The sequence below is a fragment of the Bradyrhizobium sp. AUGA SZCCT0105 genome (genome assembly GCF_018129565.1).
Lineage (GTDB): Bacteria > Pseudomonadota > Alphaproteobacteria > Rhizobiales > Xanthobacteraceae > Bradyrhizobium.
This window is the reverse complement of the sequence record NZ_JAFCMK010000001.1, coordinates 117,005-135,247: the sequence shown is the minus strand read 5'-3', so window position 1 is coordinate 135,247 and position 18,243 is coordinate 117,005. Positions and strand designations below refer to the sequence as shown.

Here is an 18,243-nt window from a genome sequence, read left to right as displayed (position 1 = left end):
CTTGTCTCCCGCTCACTCGACGAATGCCAACGTCGGCAAATCGACCACGGCCGCCCCGCCATCGACGGTCAGGATGGAACCATTCATGGCCGACGCCTCATCCGAGGCAAGGAAGCAGATGACGTTTGCGACCTCCTCCGATGTTGCCGGGCGGCCAAGCGGCACATCCTTGGTGACCACCCGGTAGGCCTCCTCGATCGAAGCGAGCCCGTGCTTCTCGACGATGACCTGCATCTGCTCGTCGGCCATCGCTGTCGCGACCCAGCCGGGACACACGATATTGGTTCGCACGCCCTTGCGGCCGTAGTCGCGCGCCAGCGATTTGCCGAAGCCGATACAGGCGTGCTTCATCGTCACATAGCCGGCCGCATCGGGGCCCGCGAACAGGCCGGCGATCGAAGCAACGACCACGACGGTGCCTTTTTGCGCGATCAGATCCGGAAGGCTTTCGCGGGCGCAGACAAAGGCTGTGTCGAGATTGAGCCGGGTCGCCAGCGACCACGTCTCATCGGTCATCGAGATTGTCGGACCGACGCCATGACCTCCGGCATTTGCGATCAGGATGTCCACCCTGCCGAACTTGCCGTGGATCTCCTGCAACGCTGCCCGTACGGCGACGCTGTCGGCCGCGTCAGCCTGCACCACGAAGCAACCGGTCTCGTCAGCCAACGCCTGCAGCGGCTCCCGCCGCCGCCCCATGACCGCAACGTTGGCGCCCTCCGACGCAAGCCGCCGTGCAACGGCCGCCCCTATTCCGGTGCCACCACCCGTGACCAAGGCCGTTCGTCCACTGAATCGCATGTGTTCGCTTCGCCCCCGATGCCGCCCGCGCTGTCGTCGAGCCGGACGACAAACTGCTACCCGACAACGTTTCGTTGCCATCAGATAGACCTACCGGACCGAACCCGTCTTGGACTCAAGCGCAGCTGCGCTAGGACGCGGGCGCGCACACCGGTTCCGCTCGCAAGTCACCGACTTCTCATTTATTTTAAGTATAAAGTATTACTGCTACCAAAGGATCGCCGAGGCGCATGTTGAAAACCCGCGGAGATCGCCTTTCGGAGCGCCAAGCTCCGCAAATTCCGATGCATCGGCAAGCGGGCTCGCGGCGCCTTGAACGAACCTTGAATTTACTTTTGGCACGAACTATCTTGTAGGCGACATCGAGGTCGTCGCCTTCAGCGGGGCCGGATGCCGCAGGAGATTTGATTTGGCAGCCGCGAAGGAGTCCCCACCTGTTTCGCCCAAGAGCGGGGTCGATCAGGAGGCCGAGTACCGGGCTCAGACACGGCTTTGGCTTCGGCTGCTTGCCTGCACAACCCTGATCGAGGGCGAGCTGCGACGCCGGTTCCGCGAGGAATTCGATTTCACGATGCCGCGCTTCGACGTCCTGGCCCAGCTTGACCGGGAGCCGAGTGGATTGGTGCTGGGAGAGCTGCCGAAGCGCCTGATGGTCTCCGCCGGAAATCTCACACCCATCGTCGATCGTCTGGTCGAGGACGGCTACATCACCCGCACACCCTCCAATCTGGATCGGCGCGTGCAGATCGTTTGCATGACGGTCGAGGGCCGCAAGGCCTTCCGGCGCATGGCCAAGAGCCATGGCTCATGGCTGGCCGAGCTGCTGGCGGGATTCCCGGCTGCTCGACTCGATGGGTTGACCAGCGAGCTCGACGAGCTCAAGGGCGCCGTCAGGGATGCGATGCAGAAGCCGTGAGCTGATGCTGCGGCTAGCGCCGAACCCGAATGCCGGCCGCCTCGCGATCCCACATTGCACGTCGCGCTCCGGCGCAATGCCGCTCAATCAGGGCAGCAGCTTGTACTTCCCGTCCTCGATCTGAACTAGGATCCGCGCACGCGCATCGACGCCGTGGCGATCCGCCGGCGTGTAGGAGTAGACGCCCTGCGTCCCGGCCAGCTCCTTGGTGGTGAACAGCGCCTCGCGAAGCGCTACGCGGAATTCCGGCGAGCCCGGCTTGGCGCCGGTCGCCAGCGCGCGCTTGGCCGCATCGACGAACACCAGCCAGCCGTCGAAGGAATAGGATGAGAACGAGTCGGTCGGCGCCTCGCCATTCGCCTTCTCGAAGGCCGCGCGGAACGCCAAGGCAACCTTCTGGATCGGATTGCTGGCGGGCAGCTGCTCGGCCGCGGTCACCGGCCCGGTCGGGCAGATGATTCCGTTGGCGGCCTTGCCGGCCAGCCGCAGGAAATCGGCGCTGATGAGTCCGTGGTTGCCGTAGAGCGGTCCCTTGTAGCCACGCTCGGACAAGGCGATCACCGGCAACGCTCCCGGCGTTCCCGTGCCGCCGAGCATGATGGCGTCGGGGTGGGCCGCCAACGCGCGCAGCACCTGGGCGGTCACCGATGAATCCGACCTAGCGTATCGTTCGTTGGCGATCACCTTGATGTCGGCCGCCTTGGCGCTTTGCGACAACGAATCGTACATGAGGTCGCCGAAGGCATCGGAGAAGCCGATGAACGCGACGGTCTTCAACCCGCGCGCCTTCATGTGGTCGACGATGCCCTGAACCAGAAGCGGCGTCGGTTGCGGCGTCTGCACGACCCAGGGCCCGCCATCGCCCGGCGGCACCGGCGCGATCGGCGAGACCGCGATCATCGGCGTTTTCATCTCGATTGCGGCAGTCGCCATTGCCAGCGTCTGCGGCGCGCCCGACGTGCCGATCAGAATGTCGACCTTCTCCTGCTCGACGAGCTTGCGCGCATTGCGCGCCGACGCCGTGGGATCGGAAGCGTCGTCGAGTGGGATGACGCGGAGCTTCTCACCGCCGACTTCGCCGATATAGGCTTCACCGGCCGCCAGTCCCTTTGCGTTCGGGATCCCGATCGACGACACCGGCCCGCTGAGGCCGGTGACGAATCCGACTAGGATCTCCGCCTGCCCGACCTGCGGAACGGCAACAAGCAGCGCGGCCGAAGCCAGCAGGGTCTTCATCGAGATCATGGCACCTGTCTTTCTTGATTTGCGTTTCTTCTATCCGGCAAGCGCCATCCGCTCGCTTCAGTTCGCCGAAACCAGTGCGATCACGCGCAGCGGGCTGCCGGAACCGTTCTGGATCTTCAACGGCGAAGCCACAATGACGGCGCCGGTGGCGGGAAGCTGATCGAGGTTGCAAAGACACTGAAGGCCATACCGGCCGGCGCCATGCAGGAAGTGATGCGCCGGATAAGGCGGCTCGAAATGGCCGGCCTGCCCCGCGTCGGTGCCGATCGTCTCGGTGCCGAAGCCGATGATGCCGCGCTCCTCCACCAGCCATTTCATGACGGCCGGATTCGGGCCCGGGGTATGCGCGCCGTCATCCCTGAGGTTGGCGTAGTCGCGCCAGCCCTTCTTCGACCAGTCGGTGCGCAGCAGAACCCAGTTCCGCTCGGGAATCCGCCCGTGCTTCGCCTCCCAGGCTTCGACGAGCGGAACGGTCAGCAGGAAATCCGGATCCTGCGCTGCCCCAGCCGAGCAGTCGATCACGCACGCCGGAGCGATCATGTCCTTGGCAGGCATCGTATCGACGGCATTGTTCGGCAGATCCTTGCCGGTGAACCAGTGAATCGGCGCGTCGAAATGCGTGCCGGTGTGCTCGCCGAAGGTCACGTTGTTCCAGTACCAGGCCGGACCGCGACCGTCATAGCGTGAAATCTCCTGGATCCGGACCGGAGCTGCCTGGCCAAACTCCGGCGGCAGCACGATGACCGGAAAATCCGGACTGAGCGTGAAGGTCAGATCGACGACGCGCACCGCGCCGGACGAGATCGCACTCGCGAGCTCCAGGAGATTCTTGCTTTGCATCGTCACGTCCTCCTGCTTGGTTGAAACCCTGATCTTATCTGTCGAGCTCGCGCTCCAGCGCCTTCGGATTGGCGGCAAGACGCTGCCTGATTTCCTCGGCGACGTCTCCGACATACATCTCCTCGAGTCCGCCTCTGAGCCCGGACACGATCGCCTGTGCCACGGCGCGCGGCGCGACCTTGGGCGGCGGCACCGTCTGGAACCACTCGTTGTCGACAGGCCCCGTGAACAGGTTCAGCACCTTGACGCCGCCGGGCCTGATTTCCGCGCGAAGACAATGCGACAGCGACAGGCAAGCGGCTTGCGATGCCGAATAGGCGCCGAAAGCGGGCCAGTTCGCCAGCGCATGGACCGACAGGATATTGACCCAGGCGGCACTGCTGTTGACGCCGTCCGCACCCCGCATCCGCATCGCGGGACCAAAGGCCTGCGCGAGGTTGATGAAGCCGAGATAAGCCTGGTCGATCTCGTCCCGCGCGATGCTCGTGCCTCTGCGATCAAGGAGACCGCCGGGCCGCACATATTCCGTCGTGTTGACGAGGATATCGACCTTGCCGCCGATGTCGGCCGCAAGATCGGTCACCGACTTTTCGTCGGCCGCGTCGAGCGTCACGAGTTCGATCCCCTGCTGTCCGCGCAACAGCTGCTCGCCGGCAAACGGCCGCCATGTTTCGGCAACGCCCACGAACACCGTCTTTGCGCCCGCGGCCTTCAGCGCTGCAACGGCCTCTTGGCCGATCAGGCTGCGGCCGTTGGTCACGAGCACACGCCGGAATTTCGGATCAGCCGTCATTTCCCGCCACTGCCTGTCGTCTGCCATGTTGGGAGTCTCCCCCTCGGGTCGGGCAAAGGCCACCGCCTGACCGCTCTTGTCGAGCTGAAACGACATCAAGACGGGCGCGCCTTCAATACAGTCGCCATGCAGGTGCGCCACCATCGTCGGACCGCAGTCCAGCTTGACAAGACCGATGCGCCAGGGCGCCCGCTCGCGGAAATAAACGTCGCTCGGCACCCGCGCCGTCGTTTCGGCCAAAAGCGCGCCGCGGCGCGGCGCATCGACGAACGCCAGACCGGCCGACAGGCAGGCGGGGCACGCCTCGCGTGCCGGATAGGCAAAGGCGCCGCAGGCCTCGCAGCGCTGCAGCATGAAGCGTCCTTCGGCGGCGGCGCGCGTGAACCCGTACGATGTCCTGCTGCGCGCCCGCGGTGGCGACGCAGGAAGCCTTGTTCTCAGCAGCGGGTTCTTGCGCCGGGGTGGCTCAATCGGGTCGATCATCGCGCAGGCCCTGCAAAGATCACGGCGCCCGAGGCCAGGCCGCGGTCATAGTTGATCATACCGAAGCCCGAGGCCAAACCGAGCTTTGCATCCTTCACCTGCGTGGGACCGGCTTCGCCCAGAACCTGCCGCAGCCCTTCGACCAGCCCGAGATAGGCGCCGGCGGCGCCGGCCTGCCCTGCCGAGAGTTGGCCACCCGAGGTGTTGTGCGGAAAGTCGCCGTCAACCGTCAGATCGTGCTGACGAACGAAAGCCGCGCCCTCGCCCTTGTTGCAGAAGCCGAGATCCTCGAACTGCATCATCGTGATGACCGGATAGTCATCATAGGTCTGGACGATATCGAGATCGTCAGGCTTCACGCCGGCCATCGCGTAGAGTTCGCCGACATCCATCGCCCAGCCACCGCGCACCTGCATCGGATCGTCGGCGAAGGCGTTGTGCCGCTCGATCGTCGACAGCAATCGTGCCGCCGGCAAGCCAAGCGATGCCGCGGTCTCGTCCCGCATCACAAGGAAGGCCTCGGCACCGGCGCACGGCATGACGCAATCGAACAGGTGAATGGGGTCTGAGATGGGACGCGCCGCCAGATACTGCTCGATCGTCAGCGGCGTCTTCATCAGCGCATGCGGATTGCGTAGCGCGTTGGCGCGCTGGGCGACCGCGATCCTGCCGACGTCCTCGCGCGTGACGCCATACGTCCGCATGTAATTGCGCGCGATCAGCGCGAAGCTCGCATTGGCGCCGCCTGCGCCATAGGGATAGACCGCGTCCTGGTTGAAGCGCGAAAAATTCTCGAGCGTGAGGCGGAAGGAATCGACGTGGTTGGTATCGCCGGCGACGCAAGCCACGATGTCGGCATCGTGTGCCTGCACTGCGCGCGCCGCCTTGCGCAACGCCGCGATGGCGCTGGCACCGCCGAGCGGGATCGTGTCCAGCCATCTGACGCACAGCCCAAAATGCTGCGTCAGTCCGATCCCGCTGTCGGTCCCCATGGTGAAGCTGGAGACGCACAGACCGTCGATGTCGGAAGCCTTGATGCCCGCCCGCGCGACCAGCGCGCTCAGCGCGCGGCCGATCCACCATTGCGCGCTCTCGATGGAATAGCGCGCATAGGGGATCGTGACGGGAGCCGCCATCACGATGCCGTCATACGGTGTGCGCAGCGAATTTTTCACCAGCCGCCTGCCTTGCCTGCCCGCCTCAGATCACCGTCAGCTTCATATCGATACTGCCACGAGTCGTATTCGAACAGGGGCACCTTCTCGGATCTCGTCACGTCTGGCTCTCCAGAACTGGGCGGCTCTTCGCGCTAACGCTTGTTGCGCGCGAGCATCGCCCGGAAATCGTCACGCGCCATTGCACTGGCACGCCTGAAGCTTGGCCCGCGGCTCGGCTCGGTGCCGTTGAGCTGCCTGAGCTGTACCCACATCTCGGCGCTCTTCAACGCCACCGCTGCGCAGTTCACGACCGGCGCGTGCCCGACCTTCAGACCGTGCTCACGCCCGATCAAGAGGCCCGGCAGCACACCGGCAGGGATCACCACGTCGGCGCCGCGCTCCACCAGCGGCAGGGCACAGGCCAGAAAATCCTCGATCATCCGGGCGTGGGCCGCCTGATCGCCAGCGAACGCAGCCGCGAAATCCTCCGGCTTGCAGCCGAGGCCGGTCACGTGGACGACGCGATCACCGAGGCCATAACGTTCGGCCTGCTCGTAGTGCCAAACCTCGAAGACTGGATCGAGCGTCACGAGGCCGAGGCGCCGGCCGAGTTGCGAGGCCGCGAGCAGCGTCGCCTCGCCGGTCCCGATCACGGGAATGTCGAGCGTCGAGCGGAGTTCATAAAGTCCCGGATCCTGGAAATGGCCCATCACGAAGGCATCGAATCCGGCCTCTTCGGCCGCGATGCCGTTGTCGATCGCCTGGACGGCGCAGCGCAATTCGGCAAGACGGCCGAACTCCCGATCCGGCGGTGAAATGCCCTCGACGTGAACCGTCGTACCGGGCGCGGCGATCTTGTTCAGGTACTCCGACAGCCGCGCCATATAGGGCGCGTTCACGCTCGCATCGACGAAACTCTGCCAGAAGATGCGCATCGCCCTTCTCCTCAAACGGTGACGGGAGCATCGGCCGTCGGCCTGCCGACGGAGATATTTCAACCATAAACTAATTGACGCGTCAAATGCGCATGGCGGGGCCCGCCAAGGGGACCTCTTCGTCGCACCAAGAAGGTCCGTTTTCCGAGACAAAGAGATGAAGGAAATGGCGCGCTCTGACGGAATTGTATGCAGCAACATTTTTTTCTGGCAGCCCCGCGACACGTGTTGACGGCGCCACGGAGAATACTTTAGGCTTTAAGTAATCGACCATCGGTCCATGCCGGTGGCCATGACGATGATGTTGCAGGGCACCGATTTTGAGAAACTCAATCGCGTGGACTATCGTCGGGCCGGAATGGCCGGCAGCAACATCGCCGGTCGCGCATCGCGGCTGCGGCATTCGCCTTCTTTGGCTTCGACAGATGCACGCCGGTTGCCGCAGACCCGCCCGCTATTCGAGCGGCACATCTCGCCATGGCCGCTGACGCCCCGGCCAAGCGAACTTCCCTCTCGCCGCGCCCGGCGTCTGGCGCTGCAGCAATGCCTTCAATCGGTTCGTGCACAGCTCGGGCTCCTGCCCGGCTTCCAGACATTCGTATCCAGCATCAACGGAGGACAACGCAAATGCGGCAGAAGACCCTGGGCTTACTCGCGCTTGTCGCCGGCGTCTTCGCAGCACCGGCTGCGCAAGCCGACATCACGATAGGCTTCGTCACCTCGCTGAGCGGCAACGGCGCGTCGATCGGCATCCCCTATGGGCGCGGCATCAATGCCGCCTATGAATACAAGAAGACGATCAACGGCGAGACCATCCGCCTGATCCAGCTCGACGACGGTTCCGATCCGTCGGCTGCGACGCGCAACGCGCGCAAGCTCGTCGAGGAGGAGAAGGTCGACCTCCTGATCGGCACCGCGACGACCCCCTCGACAATCGCCATGGCGGCCGTCGCCAGCGAATTGAAGGTGCCGATGATCTCGATCTCACCGGTCGGTAAGCTACCGGACTCGCCGGAGCAATGGGTCGTCGCCGTGCCGCAGCCGGCTTCGCTCCTGGTCAAGATCGTCGCCGACCGGATGAAGCGCGACGGCATGAAGAACATCGGCTATATCGGTTTCTCCGATGCGTGGGGCGACCTCGTCTACAACGGGGCCAAGGCCGCCGAGCCCATCGACGACATCAAGGTCCAGACCAACGAGCGCTATGCCCGCACCGATACCTCGGTGACCGCGCAGATCCTCAAGGTCATGGCCGCCCGTCCCGACGCGGTACTGATCGGCGGCTCCGGCACGCAAGGCGCGTTGCCGCTCATCACGCTCTCCGAGCGCGGCTTCAAGGGCAGTACCTACGGCACCGTGGCGCTGGTCAATCCGGACTTCGTCACGGTCGGTGGCAAGGCCGCCGAGGGCATTCAGGTCTCCGCCGGCCCCGTGATCGTGGCCGAACAGCTTCCGGACGAGCATTTCGCCAAGAAAATCGCGCTCGATTTCCGCGCGGTCTACCAGAAGACCCACAACATTCCGACCACCGACGGATTCTCCGCCTACTCCTTCGATGCCTGGCTGATCTTTGCCAACGCCGCCGAGCGGGCGCTCAAGACCGCGAAGCCCGGGACGACGGAATTCCGCACGGCGCTGCGAGACGCCATCCTCAGCACCAAGGAACTGCCCGGCGTGCATGCCGTCTACAACTTCAAACCCGGTGCAGTCACCGGCGTCGACGAGCGCTCGCTGGTGGTGGTCCGCCTGACCGGCGGCGCCTGGAAGTACGCGCCGTAAGCGGAAGATGGCCGGCGGTCAGAACGGGGGAACGGCGTCTCAATGACGAGCGACATCGCGGCCATCCTTGCGATCGACGGGATCGCCACCGGTGCGGTCTACGCGCTGGTTGCGATCGGAACCGTGCTCATCTTCACGGTGACACGGGTCATCTTCATTCCGTTCGGCGACATCGCCGCCTTCACCGCGCTGACGCTTGCCGCCCTCGATGCCAAGCGCATTCCGGGAACCGGCGCGCTGGTCGTGGTGCTGGCCTGCCTTGCGACGCTGATCGAGATCATTTCGCTCATTCGCAATGGCGAGCTTCGCCTGCTGCCACGTGCGCTTCTGTTCTATCTCGCCGTTCCATTGGCAGTGGTCGGCATCGCCTGGCTCACCATGCGGATGGACCCGCCGCTCGCCGTCCGGCTCGTGCTCGCGCTGATGCTGATCACGCCGATCGCCCCTCTGCTTGACCGGATCGTCTTCCGCCCGATCGCCGACGGCACCGTGCTCCTGCTGCTGACGGTCTCCGTGGCGCTGCATTTCGCGCTGGTCGGCCTTGGCCTCCTGTTCTTCGGCCCCGAGGGAGTCCGGACCGAACCGCTGACGTCGTTCTCGACGGAGTTCGCCGGCGTCCTGATTTCGGGCCAGACCATGCTGATCGTGATCGCCGCGCTCGTCTTCAGCGGCCTCCTCTATCTCTTCTTCGACTTCACGCTGGTCGGCAAATCGCTCCGCGCCACGGCGGTGAACCGGACCGGCTCGCGGCTGATGGGGATCCGGCCGGCGCGGGCCGGCACCATCGCCTACCTGCTGGGCTCGCTGATGGCCGGCGTATCCGGCATCCTGATCGCGCCGGTGAATACCGTGTTCTACGATTCCGGCTTCCTGATCGGACTCAAGGCGTTCGTCGGCGCCATCGTCGGCGGCATGACCAGCTATCCCGGTGCCGCGATCGGCGCGGTCGGGGTCGGCATCCTCGAGAGCTTCGCATCCTTCCAGAGCAGTGCCTTGAAGGACGTGATCGTGTTCTCGCTGCTGATCCCGGTTCTGATCTGGCGATCCCTCGCCTCGCTGCATTCCGAGGAGGAGATCGAGGAATGACGCGCTTCCATGTTCAGCTCGCTTCGGCAGCAGCACTGGCGTGCCTCGCACTCGCGCCCCTCGTCCTGAGCCCGTTCAGCATCACGCTGATGAACTATATCGGCATCTATTCGCTGGTCGCGATCGGCCTTGCGCTCCTCACCGGCGTCGGCGGCATCGTGTCGTTTGGACAGGCTGCGTTCGTCGGCATCGCGGCCTATGCGACGGCGTGGGTCTCTGCCCTGAACGGGCAATCGCCCTGGCTCGGCCTGCTGTTTGGGGTAGCGCTGACCTGCGGCGTCGCAGCCATCCTCGGCGTCGTCACCTTGCGCCTGCAGGGCCATTTCCTCTCGCTCTCGACCGTCGCATGGGGCCTTGCGATCGGCTTCCTGTTCGGCAATGTCGAGGGGCTCGGCCGCTTCAACGGCATCTCGTCGATCCCGCCGATCACTGTTGGCTCGTTCGCGCTCGTCTCCAGCGCGCAGATCTATTATCTGATCTGGGGCATCGTCGCCCTGGTGCTCTTGCTTGGCTACAATCTCCTGGACTCGCGGCTCGGCCGCGCCATGCGGGCACTGCGCGGCGGCAATACGCTGGTCGAGAGTCTCGGCATCAACGCCTTCCGGATCAAGCTCGTGACCTTCGTGATCGCGGCGTTCCTGGCCTCGCTCTCCGGATGGCTTTACGCGCATTTGAGCCGCTTCATCAGCCCGGGTCCGTTCGATGCCAGCATGGGCATCGAGTACCTGATGATGACGATGGTCGGCGGCGCGGGCAGCCTGCTCGGCGGTGTCGTCGGCGCCGCCATCGTGACCCTGCTCAAGAACAGCGTGCAGGACTATCTGCCGCTGATCGCCAAGGGCGCATCCGGTCAGCTCGAGATCGTTGCCTTCTCCGCGCTGTTCATCCTGTTCCTGCAATGGGCGCGACAGGGTATCGTCCCTTCCATTGCGCGCTATCTGCCGAAGACCAGGCGCGAGCGGCCGCAGCCGGCGCCGCCGCTGCCGCGCCGTCCGCAGCCGGTACCGGGCGAGCTTCTTCTGAAGGTTGATGGCGCCGAGCGCCGGTTCGGCGGCCTCGTCGCGGTCAACAATGTCAGCTTCGAGGTGAGATCCGGCGAGATTGTTGCGGTCATCGGTCCGAACGGCGCCGGCAAGAGCACGATGTTCAACTGCCTGACCGGCGCGCTGCGGGTCAACAAGGGCGAAATCATCTTTGCGGGACGCCTGATCACGCGTGATCCGCAATCCCGCATCGCCAAGGCCGGCGTCGCCAGGACCTTCCAGCATGTGAAGCTGCGGCCGCGCATGAACCTGCTGGAGAACGTCATGCTCGGCACCTACAGCCGAACCCGCACCGGCCTGTTCGCCGGCGCCTTTCGCCTCAATCAGCGCGAGGAAGCCAGCGCCCGGCACGAGGCGCTGATGCAGCTCGAGCGCGTCGGGCTCGGCGACAAGCCGTTCGAGCTCGCCGGCAATCTTCCCCTTGGCAACCAGCGCATCCTGGAGATCGCGCGCGCGCTCGCCGCTGATCCCGCCCTGCTGGTGCTGGACGAGCCGGCCGCGGGCCTGCGCCGCCAGGAAAAGCTTAGACTCGCGGAGCTGCTCCGCGCGCTGCGCGCGGATCACCTGACCATCCTCATCGTCGAGCACGACATGGAGTTCGTGATGTCGCTGGTCGACCGCATCGTGGTGCTCGATTTCGGCTCCAAGCTTTGCGAGGGCGTCCCAAGCGCGATCCGCAGCGATGAGCGGGTTCAAGAGGCCTATCTCGGGGGCGTCGCGTGAGCGAGATGTTCTCCATGACCGACGTGACCGTCTGCTACGACAACGTCGAAGCCGTGCGCAACGTCTCGCTGTCGGTCGACGAGGGGCAGATCGTCACCGTGATCGGCCCGAATGGCGCCGGCAAGACCACGCTGCTGATGGCCGCCATCGGGCTGCTCGGATCGCGTGGCCGCATGGCATTCCGCGGCAGCGATATCCGTAAGATGTCCGTCGAGGATCGCGTCGAGCGCAGGCTCTGCCTGGTTCCGGAGAAGCGCGAGCTGTTCTCGGACATGTCGGTCGCCGACAACCTGCTGCTCGGCTCCTACAGCCTGCGCGACCGCTCCGGCGTCCGACAGACGCTGGACGAGGTCTATGATCGCTTCCCCCGGCTGAAGGAGCGGCAACGCCAGGCCGCAGGCACGCTGTCCGGCGGCGAGCGCCAGATGCTGGCGCTGGGGCGCGCGCTGATGGCCAAGCCCGCGCTGCTGATGCTCGACGAACCCAGCCTCGGCCTCGCACCGCTGATCGTGCGCGAGATCTTTCGCACCATCGCGTCACTGCGCGATTTGGGAGTGTCCATCCTGCTGGTCGAGCAGAACGCCCGCGCCGCGCTCGAGACCGCCGACTATGGTTACGTGCTGGAGACCGGCGAGATCGTGCAGTCCGGCCCTGCCAAGGATCTGATCCACGATCCCCGGCTAATCACCGCCTATCTCGGCGGACACTGAGTCCAGTTTGGGTCGGCCCCGGCGAGCCGCACACCAAAAACATCGAAAACAACCCCATGCACAGTAGTCGGCAACAGCAACATCAATGGCTTGTCGGCCCGGCGCTGCGCACACCCACCTCCTTCATGAAGGCGAGCAGGAGCGTGCTGAGCCGAACCGGCTGCTCCTGCTGGATCCAGTGACCGGCGCCGTCGATCAGCTCGATGCCGTCCATCCGCGTTGCCGCCTTCGTCCTCATCAGATCGACCGCGCCCGGCGCCGAATAGGTGCCCCAATCGCTCTTCCCGCCGATGAAGAGCGACGGGACATCGATCGTCTTGCCCGAAAACAGGCGCAGCTCAGCGTTCAGGTCAGGATCGGAATAGACGCGATAAGCCTGCAAAGCGCCTTGAAACCCGGTGCGGCCATACACCTCCGTGTACACGCCAAGTTCCGGCTCGGTGAGCCATTTGCAGGCCTGGACCTCGGCGGCGGAAGGGTGGAATGGAGCAACGGTCTCGGGCATCGTCTTGCCAAGATCCATGACGTAATAGGTGGGCATTTGTGCAAGTTCGATGGCGGTTCGCGCCTTCAACGGATGCGGCTTATTTCCCCGCCAGTCAGCGCTCTTGACGTGGAAGAATGTACGAAGAAACGCATGTAGACCTTGAGGGGGGTGCCACATGTCATCGTTCGCCCCCCGTGTGCTCAAGTATTGTTGGTAATGCTCTCTCGGCGGATCGAGCGCCGCCAGCGCGGCCGCCAACTTTTGATTTTCAGTGTTCGGTTGGACCGACGATGCCTCGCTTTCCGCAGTGTTGAAAGGAAACGCCGGCGGACCGGGGAACGGTGCGCTCATCAGCACCACCGAGGGAAAGACGTCAGGTCGCGCCAGCGTACAATAAGCCGCCACGGGCGAGCCGAAGTCGTGCCCGACGAGCATGGCCGTGCGCCGATACCCCAACGCCGAAACCAATCCGAGGGCGTCACGCGTCATGTTCAAGAGGCTGAACGGTTCTAGCGGGGCATCATAGCTGTTCACCCAACCGGTGGTGCGGCCAAAACCCCGCTGGTCGGGCGCCACCACATGGTACCCGGCCTCAGCAAGTAGCGGGAGCAGGTGTCGCCAGCCGTAAGCCAAATCCGGAAAGCCGTGCAGAAGCAGCGCGAGCGGCCGGCCGGGGCTTTCGTAGCCGGCCTCGAGAATATGGACATCGAGGCCGTTGACCCCATGGATCATGCGCGAGCGGACCCCCTTGGGAAGCGTTCCATCGCCATATGCTGATGTGATCAAATCAGTTCCTCCTATGGGGTTTGCACGGGCCGGTCGAAGCGAAGCCGCAACCAGGCCGGCCGCGCCTATCGCCAGGACGGCTCGTCGGGACGCCGATGACTTGAAACCAACTGGATGACTCATGACGGAACGCACCGTCCGCGTGCAGGCGCTTGGCCGAGGGGCATCATCGGATTTCCTACTATGGTGATCACCATAGTATGGCAATCGCCATAGAAGCGTCAAGCGGAACGTGTTACGTTCACGGCATGCCACGCAAGACTGACGCCCGCGCTCGCGCGATTGCCACCGCCGAACGACTGTTTCGCATCCAAGGCTACACGGCGACTGGATTAACCCAGATCATTGCAGAAAGCGGTGCGCCCAAAGGATCGTTCTACTTTCACTTTCCGCGCGGCAAGGCACAGCTCGCAGAGGAAGCAATCGATCATTACGTTGCGGCTAGAATCGCGGTATTGCGGAATATCTCGGCGAATACGACGGGCCATGCTCTCAATTTCGTGCATCAGATTTTCAGCACGTTCGCGGCCGAAATGGTCGCCTCTGATTTCCAGTACGGATGTCTCATGCAAAATCTGGCGAACGAGCTGCCCGCGCTCGACGCTGAGCTGACCAAACGGGTAGCGCGCGGATTTGTTGATTCGACCGAGATTGTTGCGGAGCATTTCAGAGAGTGCGGTTTCGCTCCCGCGCGCGCATCCTCTACCGCAGCCGCATTGGTAGCCGCCCTCGAAGGCGCGCGAACGATCGCCCGCCTGGAACGCACGCCGGCTATATTCGAGGCGCTGGCGGATGTCAGTGTCCAGAGGTGGGCTGCCCCCGAGCGGTGATCCGCGCCCAATGTTCTCGCTACGATGCCATCATCGCGGCGTTCCGCCCTCGCCCATCTCCCTGGCCGGGACGATCCTCGTCAGCATCGGAAAATGCTTGTTGCCGCCCGCGAACGGCGGAAACCGGACGAAGTCCGCGCGCATGCGCTTGATCACATCGGAGCTCAGCGCGAGCGCAAGAGCTTGCGGGCTGTCGAACATCAGTCTGTTGCGCTGCATGTACTCGACCCGCCGCGACGGCAGCCGGTCGACCCAATCGATGCGCGTGTAGATCTCGATCTGGCGGATGTCAGGGAAGGTCCGCATGATCGACGGATGATGCTCCAGGTAATGCAAATTCCAGGCATTCATATCGTCGGCCGGCCCGGGATAATGCACGAGGTAGCTGCACGGCATCACCGTGCAGTTCGCATGCGTGGCGGCGTCGACCGGAAAGACGCGCGTCACCATCGCCTGATGCGTCACGTCCAATCCGGCAAGGCTCGGCAGTCCGCGACCTGCCGCAAGACCTGCGAGCACGCCACCGCGATCCATCGCGGCCTCGCACGCAAACAGGTTCGGAAAACGCAGTTGGAGCGCAAACACCGGCCCGGTCCCGTCAGCCTTGTAGGGATGATCGACCAATTGCTCCAGCGGCGTAAACAGCAGGCCTTCGGCCATCCCCGGAGTAGACCCCACCATGGCAGCCGCAGCCGCAAGATCGCCCGCGTGAATTCGCCGCTCGCCTTTCGGATCGGAGAACGTCATGAACAGCGAGATCATAGCGACACCACCTGCGTGTTTTCGTCTGCTTGGCGATGCAGCTCGAGCGCAGCACGAACGTCGTCGGGCCACGGAATCGCGCGATGATCGACCAGCGACGTCGCGGCAAGGATCTGGCGCGCGCGCCAGCGCACGCCATCGGCTCCCGTCACGACGTGCGCCAGATCGAGCGAGGCGCGGCCGATCTTGACGATGCGCAGACCGAACGTCAGGTGGTCGCCGAACTTCGACGGCCGCGAAAAGTCGCAGGCCAGATGCACGGTCGGGGTCCCGATCCTGCGGATCGTGATCAGCTCCGGCCAGGAAAATCCGATCACAGCCCAGAACTCCTCGACCACGCCATTGAGGATGTTCAGGTAGGACGGGAAATAGGCGATCCCCGATGGATCGCAATCCCCGAACCTCAGCTCGCGATCGAACGAGAATGGCGTCATCAGACCGCAACAACGGGGTGCCGGATGACGCCGACGCCATCGATGCCCGCCTCGACCACATCACCAGGCCACAACCATTCCTGCGGGCTCATGCCGGCGCCAACGCCTTCGGGCGTCCCGGTCGCGATGATGTCGCCCGGCTCGAGCGTCATGCCGGACGAGATGTCGGCGATCAGGGCCGGAATATCGAAGATCATGTATTTGGTGTTGGAGTCCTGCTTGATGACGCCGTTCTTGGTCAGCCAAAGCCTGAGATCATGCGGATCGGGAATCTCGTCCGCTGTCACGATGCAGGGGCCGAACGGAGCGTAGGTGTCCATGCCCTTGGAGAAGATCCACTGCCCGGCGCGGCGATTGTCGCGCGCGGAAATGTCGATCATCACGGAATAACCGAAGACGTGGTCCATCGCCTTCTCGACCGGGATGCGCGTCGCGGTCTTGCCGATGATGACGGCGAGCTCGACTTCCCAGTCGAGCTGCCGGGTGATGCGGGCATTGTGCTGGATCGCCGCTCCCGGTCCGATCACGGCGGTCGGCGGCTTGGAGAACACCACCGGCTGCTTCGGCAGATCCTTGTCGGTGTCGAGGCTCTTGGCGGACTCCACCACATGGGCGCGATAGTTCAGCCCGATCCCGAAGATGTTTTTGCGCGGGCGCGGGATCGGTGCCTGCAGCTTGACGTCCTCGAGCGGAACGGCGGCGCCGACCGGCAGCGCCCCGTTGGCGCTGTCCAGACATTCCTTCAACGCCGGCAGCAAGGTGACGGCGTTATCGATCAACGAGAGCATATCGCCCCGCCAGACCAGACCGCGGGACGCACCGAGACGCTCGACATCGACAACCAAACCGTTGACGACAACCCCAAGCCGGGCGCCGCCGGAGCCCAAGGTGTAGGTAACAAGACGCATGAGAGCTTGATCCGATTATTCGGGTTGAATTCTGCGGGGAAATGTCAGGCCGCGACCGGCTGATGGCCGGCATTGTCGCCATAGGCCTCTTCACGGTAGAGACCGAGCCCTTCGATGACAGGCAGGTCATTGAAGCAGAACAGGCAAGCGTCCTCGCTCGCCGAGGCGTTGCCGTGCTCATGCCAGGCCCAGGAAGGAACGCAGAAAATGTCGCGCTCCTGCCACTCGAACCGCTTACCGCCGATCACGGAGTAGCCGTGTCCTTTGGCGACCTGATAGACGAAGCTTCCGGTGTGCCGGTGCGACCTGGTGGTCTCGCCCGGCCGCAGCAACTGCATGCTCGCGCCGATGGTCTGCATCACATGTCCGCCGGTGATCGGATTGACATAGTTCATCAGGATGCCGTCATAGGGCGATCCGTCGGTCGCGGCGGCATACTTTCGCAACGACTCGTAAGTCGGCTCCCACTCATATTTGAACATCGGTGAATAGCCGTTCGACCATCGCGAACCCGCCGGCCGAAGACCGGGATTGCCCCAGGTCTTGGTCATGTCGTCGACGGGATAGCCCGACTCCTCCTGCTGGATCTTCGGGTGCACGACGAAGAAATTCGCCTCCAGCGCATTGACGAGCGGAATGTCGAGCCCATCCTGCCAGATGCAGACCGAGCCGTTTGCCTCGACGCCATGCTCGTGCCAGGTGCCGTTCGGCGTCAGCACGAAATCCCGCGCGCCGAGTGTCATCTTGTGGCCATCGACGATGGTGTAGGCGCCCGTCCCTTCCATGATGAAGCGCAGGGCGGAGGCCGAATGCGCGTGGGCCGACGCCACTTCGCCCGGGTGCATCACCTGCAAGCCTGAATAGAGCCAACCGACAGCGGCCGACACGTCGCGGCGACCGGGATTGTTGAGATAGATCACCCGCCGTCCCGCCTTCTCCGGCGAGACGAGCTCCACCGAGCGCAGTACGTGCTCACGCAGATCGCTATAGCGCCAGAGAACGGGAACGGACGCCGATTGCGGCTGCCACGGCTCGATCTGGTTGGCGACCGTCCACAGCGCGGCCGCTTCGAACTTCTCGAGGTCCTTGTAGTAGGCCTTGAGCTCCGGGGTATCCTCGACGTTGGCCCGGCCGATGACGTTTTCACCCATCCTGTCCTCCAAGTCTTATCTCATGACGTCCTGTCTCATGCAGTCCTGTCGCCACATCCACGACTGTCGTCCTGGCGAAAGCCAGGACGACAGTGAGGATGGCTGTCGATTGAAGTGCCACACCACGTGGCGTCATCACCCGCGAAAGCGGGTGATCCAGTATTCCAGAGACGGCTGTGCTTGAGCCGAGAGGCCGCGGCGCACTGGATCGCCCGGTCCATGTGCGCAATTGCGCACAGGCCGGGCGATGACAGTTGTGGGCGCCTTGCATGCATCGTCGTCTTGGCGGAAGCCAGAACGACGGTGAGGAGAGTTCGCGATTCGTGGCGTCGGAAAATCGACTCCTGTCGCCACATCCAAAACTGTCGTCCTGG

General features: G+C 64.1%; 18 protein-coding genes. 6 read left to right on the top strand and 12 right to left on the bottom strand.

All coding sequences use genetic code 11. The features are described from left to right. Positions 1–12: 12 nt before the first annotated feature. Positions 13–801 carry an SDR family NAD(P)-dependent oxidoreductase gene (locus JQ573_RS00530; RefSeq protein WP_212315261.1) on the bottom strand — a complete coding sequence of 263 codons (789 nt, stop codon included), beginning with the start codon at positions 799–801 and terminating at the stop codon, positions 13–15. A 409-nt stretch (positions 802–1,210) separates the two neighbouring features. On the opposite strand from JQ573_RS00530, the gene JQ573_RS00525 reads away from it, so the two are divergent. Further along, positions 1,211–1,717, top strand: coding sequence for a MarR family winged helix-turn-helix transcriptional regulator (locus JQ573_RS00525; protein ID WP_212315263.1), 507 nt, complete (start codon positions 1,211–1,213; stop codon positions 1,715–1,717). Between the two features lie 87 nt (positions 1,718–1,804). On the opposite strand, the gene JQ573_RS00520 is transcribed toward JQ573_RS00525, so the two are convergent. The 6 genes from JQ573_RS00520 to JQ573_RS00495 all read right to left on the bottom strand — a co-directional run bounded on the left by JQ573_RS00520 (position 1,805) and on the right by JQ573_RS00495 (position 7,573). Next, on the bottom strand, positions 1,805–2,962 hold the full coding sequence (locus JQ573_RS00520) for an ABC transporter substrate-binding protein (protein ID WP_212315267.1): 1,158 nt from the start codon (positions 2,960–2,962) through the stop codon (positions 1,805–1,807). 57 nt (positions 2,963–3,019) lie between these two features. After that, on the bottom strand, positions 3,020–3,802 hold the full coding sequence (locus JQ573_RS00515) for a cyclase family protein (protein WP_212315270.1): 783 nt from the start codon (positions 3,800–3,802) through the stop codon (positions 3,020–3,022). Positions 3,803–3,836: 34 nt separating this feature from the next. Further along, entirely contained in the window at positions 3,837–5,078 is a 1,242-nt protein-coding gene (locus JQ573_RS00510) for an SDR family NAD(P)-dependent oxidoreductase (protein ID WP_212315273.1), read from the bottom strand. Beyond that, positions 5,075–6,253: a thiolase family protein gene (locus JQ573_RS00505; protein WP_212315276.1), complete on the bottom strand. Its 1,179-nt coding sequence runs from the start codon at positions 6,251–6,253 to the stop codon at positions 5,075–5,077. The genes JQ573_RS00510 and JQ573_RS00505 overlap by 4 nt, the downstream gene beginning before the upstream one ends. A gap of 134 nt (positions 6,254–6,387) precedes the next feature. After that, positions 6,388–7,170, bottom strand: a complete 783-nt coding sequence (locus JQ573_RS00500) for an aspartate/glutamate racemase family protein (protein WP_212315278.1) — start codon at positions 7,168–7,170, stop codon at positions 6,388–6,390. A gap of 82 nt (positions 7,171–7,252) precedes the next feature. Beyond that, complete coding sequence (locus JQ573_RS00495; RefSeq protein WP_212315280.1) at positions 7,253–7,573, bottom strand: hypothetical protein; 321 nt, start codon at positions 7,571–7,573, stop codon at positions 7,253–7,255. Positions 7,574–7,797: 224 nt separating this feature from the next. Here JQ573_RS00495 and JQ573_RS00490 point away from each other — a divergent pair, with 224 nt between their 5' ends. The 4 genes from JQ573_RS00490 to JQ573_RS00475 are packed head-to-tail and all read left to right on the top strand — an operon-like array spanning position 7,798 to position 12,511. Next, positions 7,798–8,949: an ABC transporter substrate-binding protein gene (locus JQ573_RS00490; RefSeq protein WP_212315282.1), complete on the top strand. Its 1,152-nt coding sequence runs from the start codon at positions 7,798–7,800 to the stop codon at positions 8,947–8,949. A 42-nt stretch (positions 8,950–8,991) separates the two neighbouring features. After that, positions 8,992–10,035, top strand: coding sequence for a branched-chain amino acid ABC transporter permease (locus JQ573_RS00485; RefSeq protein ID WP_212315284.1), 1,044 nt, complete (start codon positions 8,992–8,994; stop codon positions 10,033–10,035). Beyond that, complete coding sequence (locus JQ573_RS00480; protein WP_212315285.1) at positions 10,032–11,801, top strand: ABC transporter permease subunit; 1,770 nt, start codon at positions 10,032–10,034, stop codon at positions 11,799–11,801. Before JQ573_RS00485 ends, JQ573_RS00480 begins: the two co-directional genes overlap by 4 nt. After that, positions 11,798–12,511: an ABC transporter ATP-binding protein gene (locus tag JQ573_RS00475; protein ID WP_212315286.1), complete on the top strand. Its 714-nt coding sequence runs from the start codon at positions 11,798–11,800 to the stop codon at positions 12,509–12,511. The genes JQ573_RS00480 and JQ573_RS00475 overlap by 4 nt, the downstream gene beginning before the upstream one ends. Positions 12,512–12,593: 82 nt before the next feature. On the opposite strand, the gene JQ573_RS00470 is transcribed toward JQ573_RS00475, so the two are convergent. Continuing rightward, positions 12,594–13,784 carry an alpha/beta fold hydrolase gene (locus JQ573_RS00470; protein ID WP_249131171.1) on the bottom strand — a complete coding sequence of 397 codons (1,191 nt, stop codon included), beginning with the start codon at positions 13,782–13,784 and terminating at the stop codon, positions 12,594–12,596. 248 nt (positions 13,785–14,032) lie between these two features. Between JQ573_RS00470 and JQ573_RS00465 the strand changes: the two genes are divergently transcribed. Continuing rightward, positions 14,033–14,614 carry a TetR/AcrR family transcriptional regulator gene (locus JQ573_RS00465; RefSeq protein WP_212315287.1) on the top strand — a complete coding sequence of 194 codons (582 nt, stop codon included), beginning with the start codon at positions 14,033–14,035 and terminating at the stop codon, positions 14,612–14,614. A 30-nt stretch (positions 14,615–14,644) separates the two neighbouring features. Here JQ573_RS00465 and JQ573_RS00460 read toward each other — a convergent pair whose 3' ends face one another. Genes JQ573_RS00460 through JQ573_RS00445 form a run of 4 tightly spaced genes read right to left on the bottom strand, consistent with a single transcriptional unit; the run spans position 14,645 to position 17,869 of the window. Beyond that, a complete protein-coding gene (locus JQ573_RS00460) occupies positions 14,645–15,376 on the bottom strand; it encodes a hypothetical protein (RefSeq protein ID WP_212315288.1) in 732 nt (243 codons plus the stop codon). Beyond that, positions 15,373–15,810 carry a thioesterase family protein gene (locus JQ573_RS00455; RefSeq protein WP_212315290.1) on the bottom strand — a complete coding sequence of 146 codons (438 nt, stop codon included), beginning with the start codon at positions 15,808–15,810 and terminating at the stop codon, positions 15,373–15,375. Before JQ573_RS00455 ends, JQ573_RS00460 begins: the two co-directional genes overlap by 4 nt. Then, a complete protein-coding gene (locus JQ573_RS00450) occupies positions 15,810–16,718 on the bottom strand; it encodes a fumarylacetoacetate hydrolase family protein (RefSeq protein ID WP_212315292.1) in 909 nt (302 codons plus the stop codon). The genes JQ573_RS00455 and JQ573_RS00450 overlap by 1 nt, the downstream gene beginning before the upstream one ends. A gap of 44 nt (positions 16,719–16,762) precedes the next feature. Continuing rightward, positions 16,763–17,869 (bottom strand): cupin domain-containing protein, encoded by a 1,107-nt coding sequence (locus JQ573_RS00445; RefSeq protein ID WP_212315294.1) that lies wholly within the window; start codon positions 17,867–17,869, stop codon positions 16,763–16,765. Between the last annotated feature and the right edge of the window lie 374 nt (positions 17,870–18,243).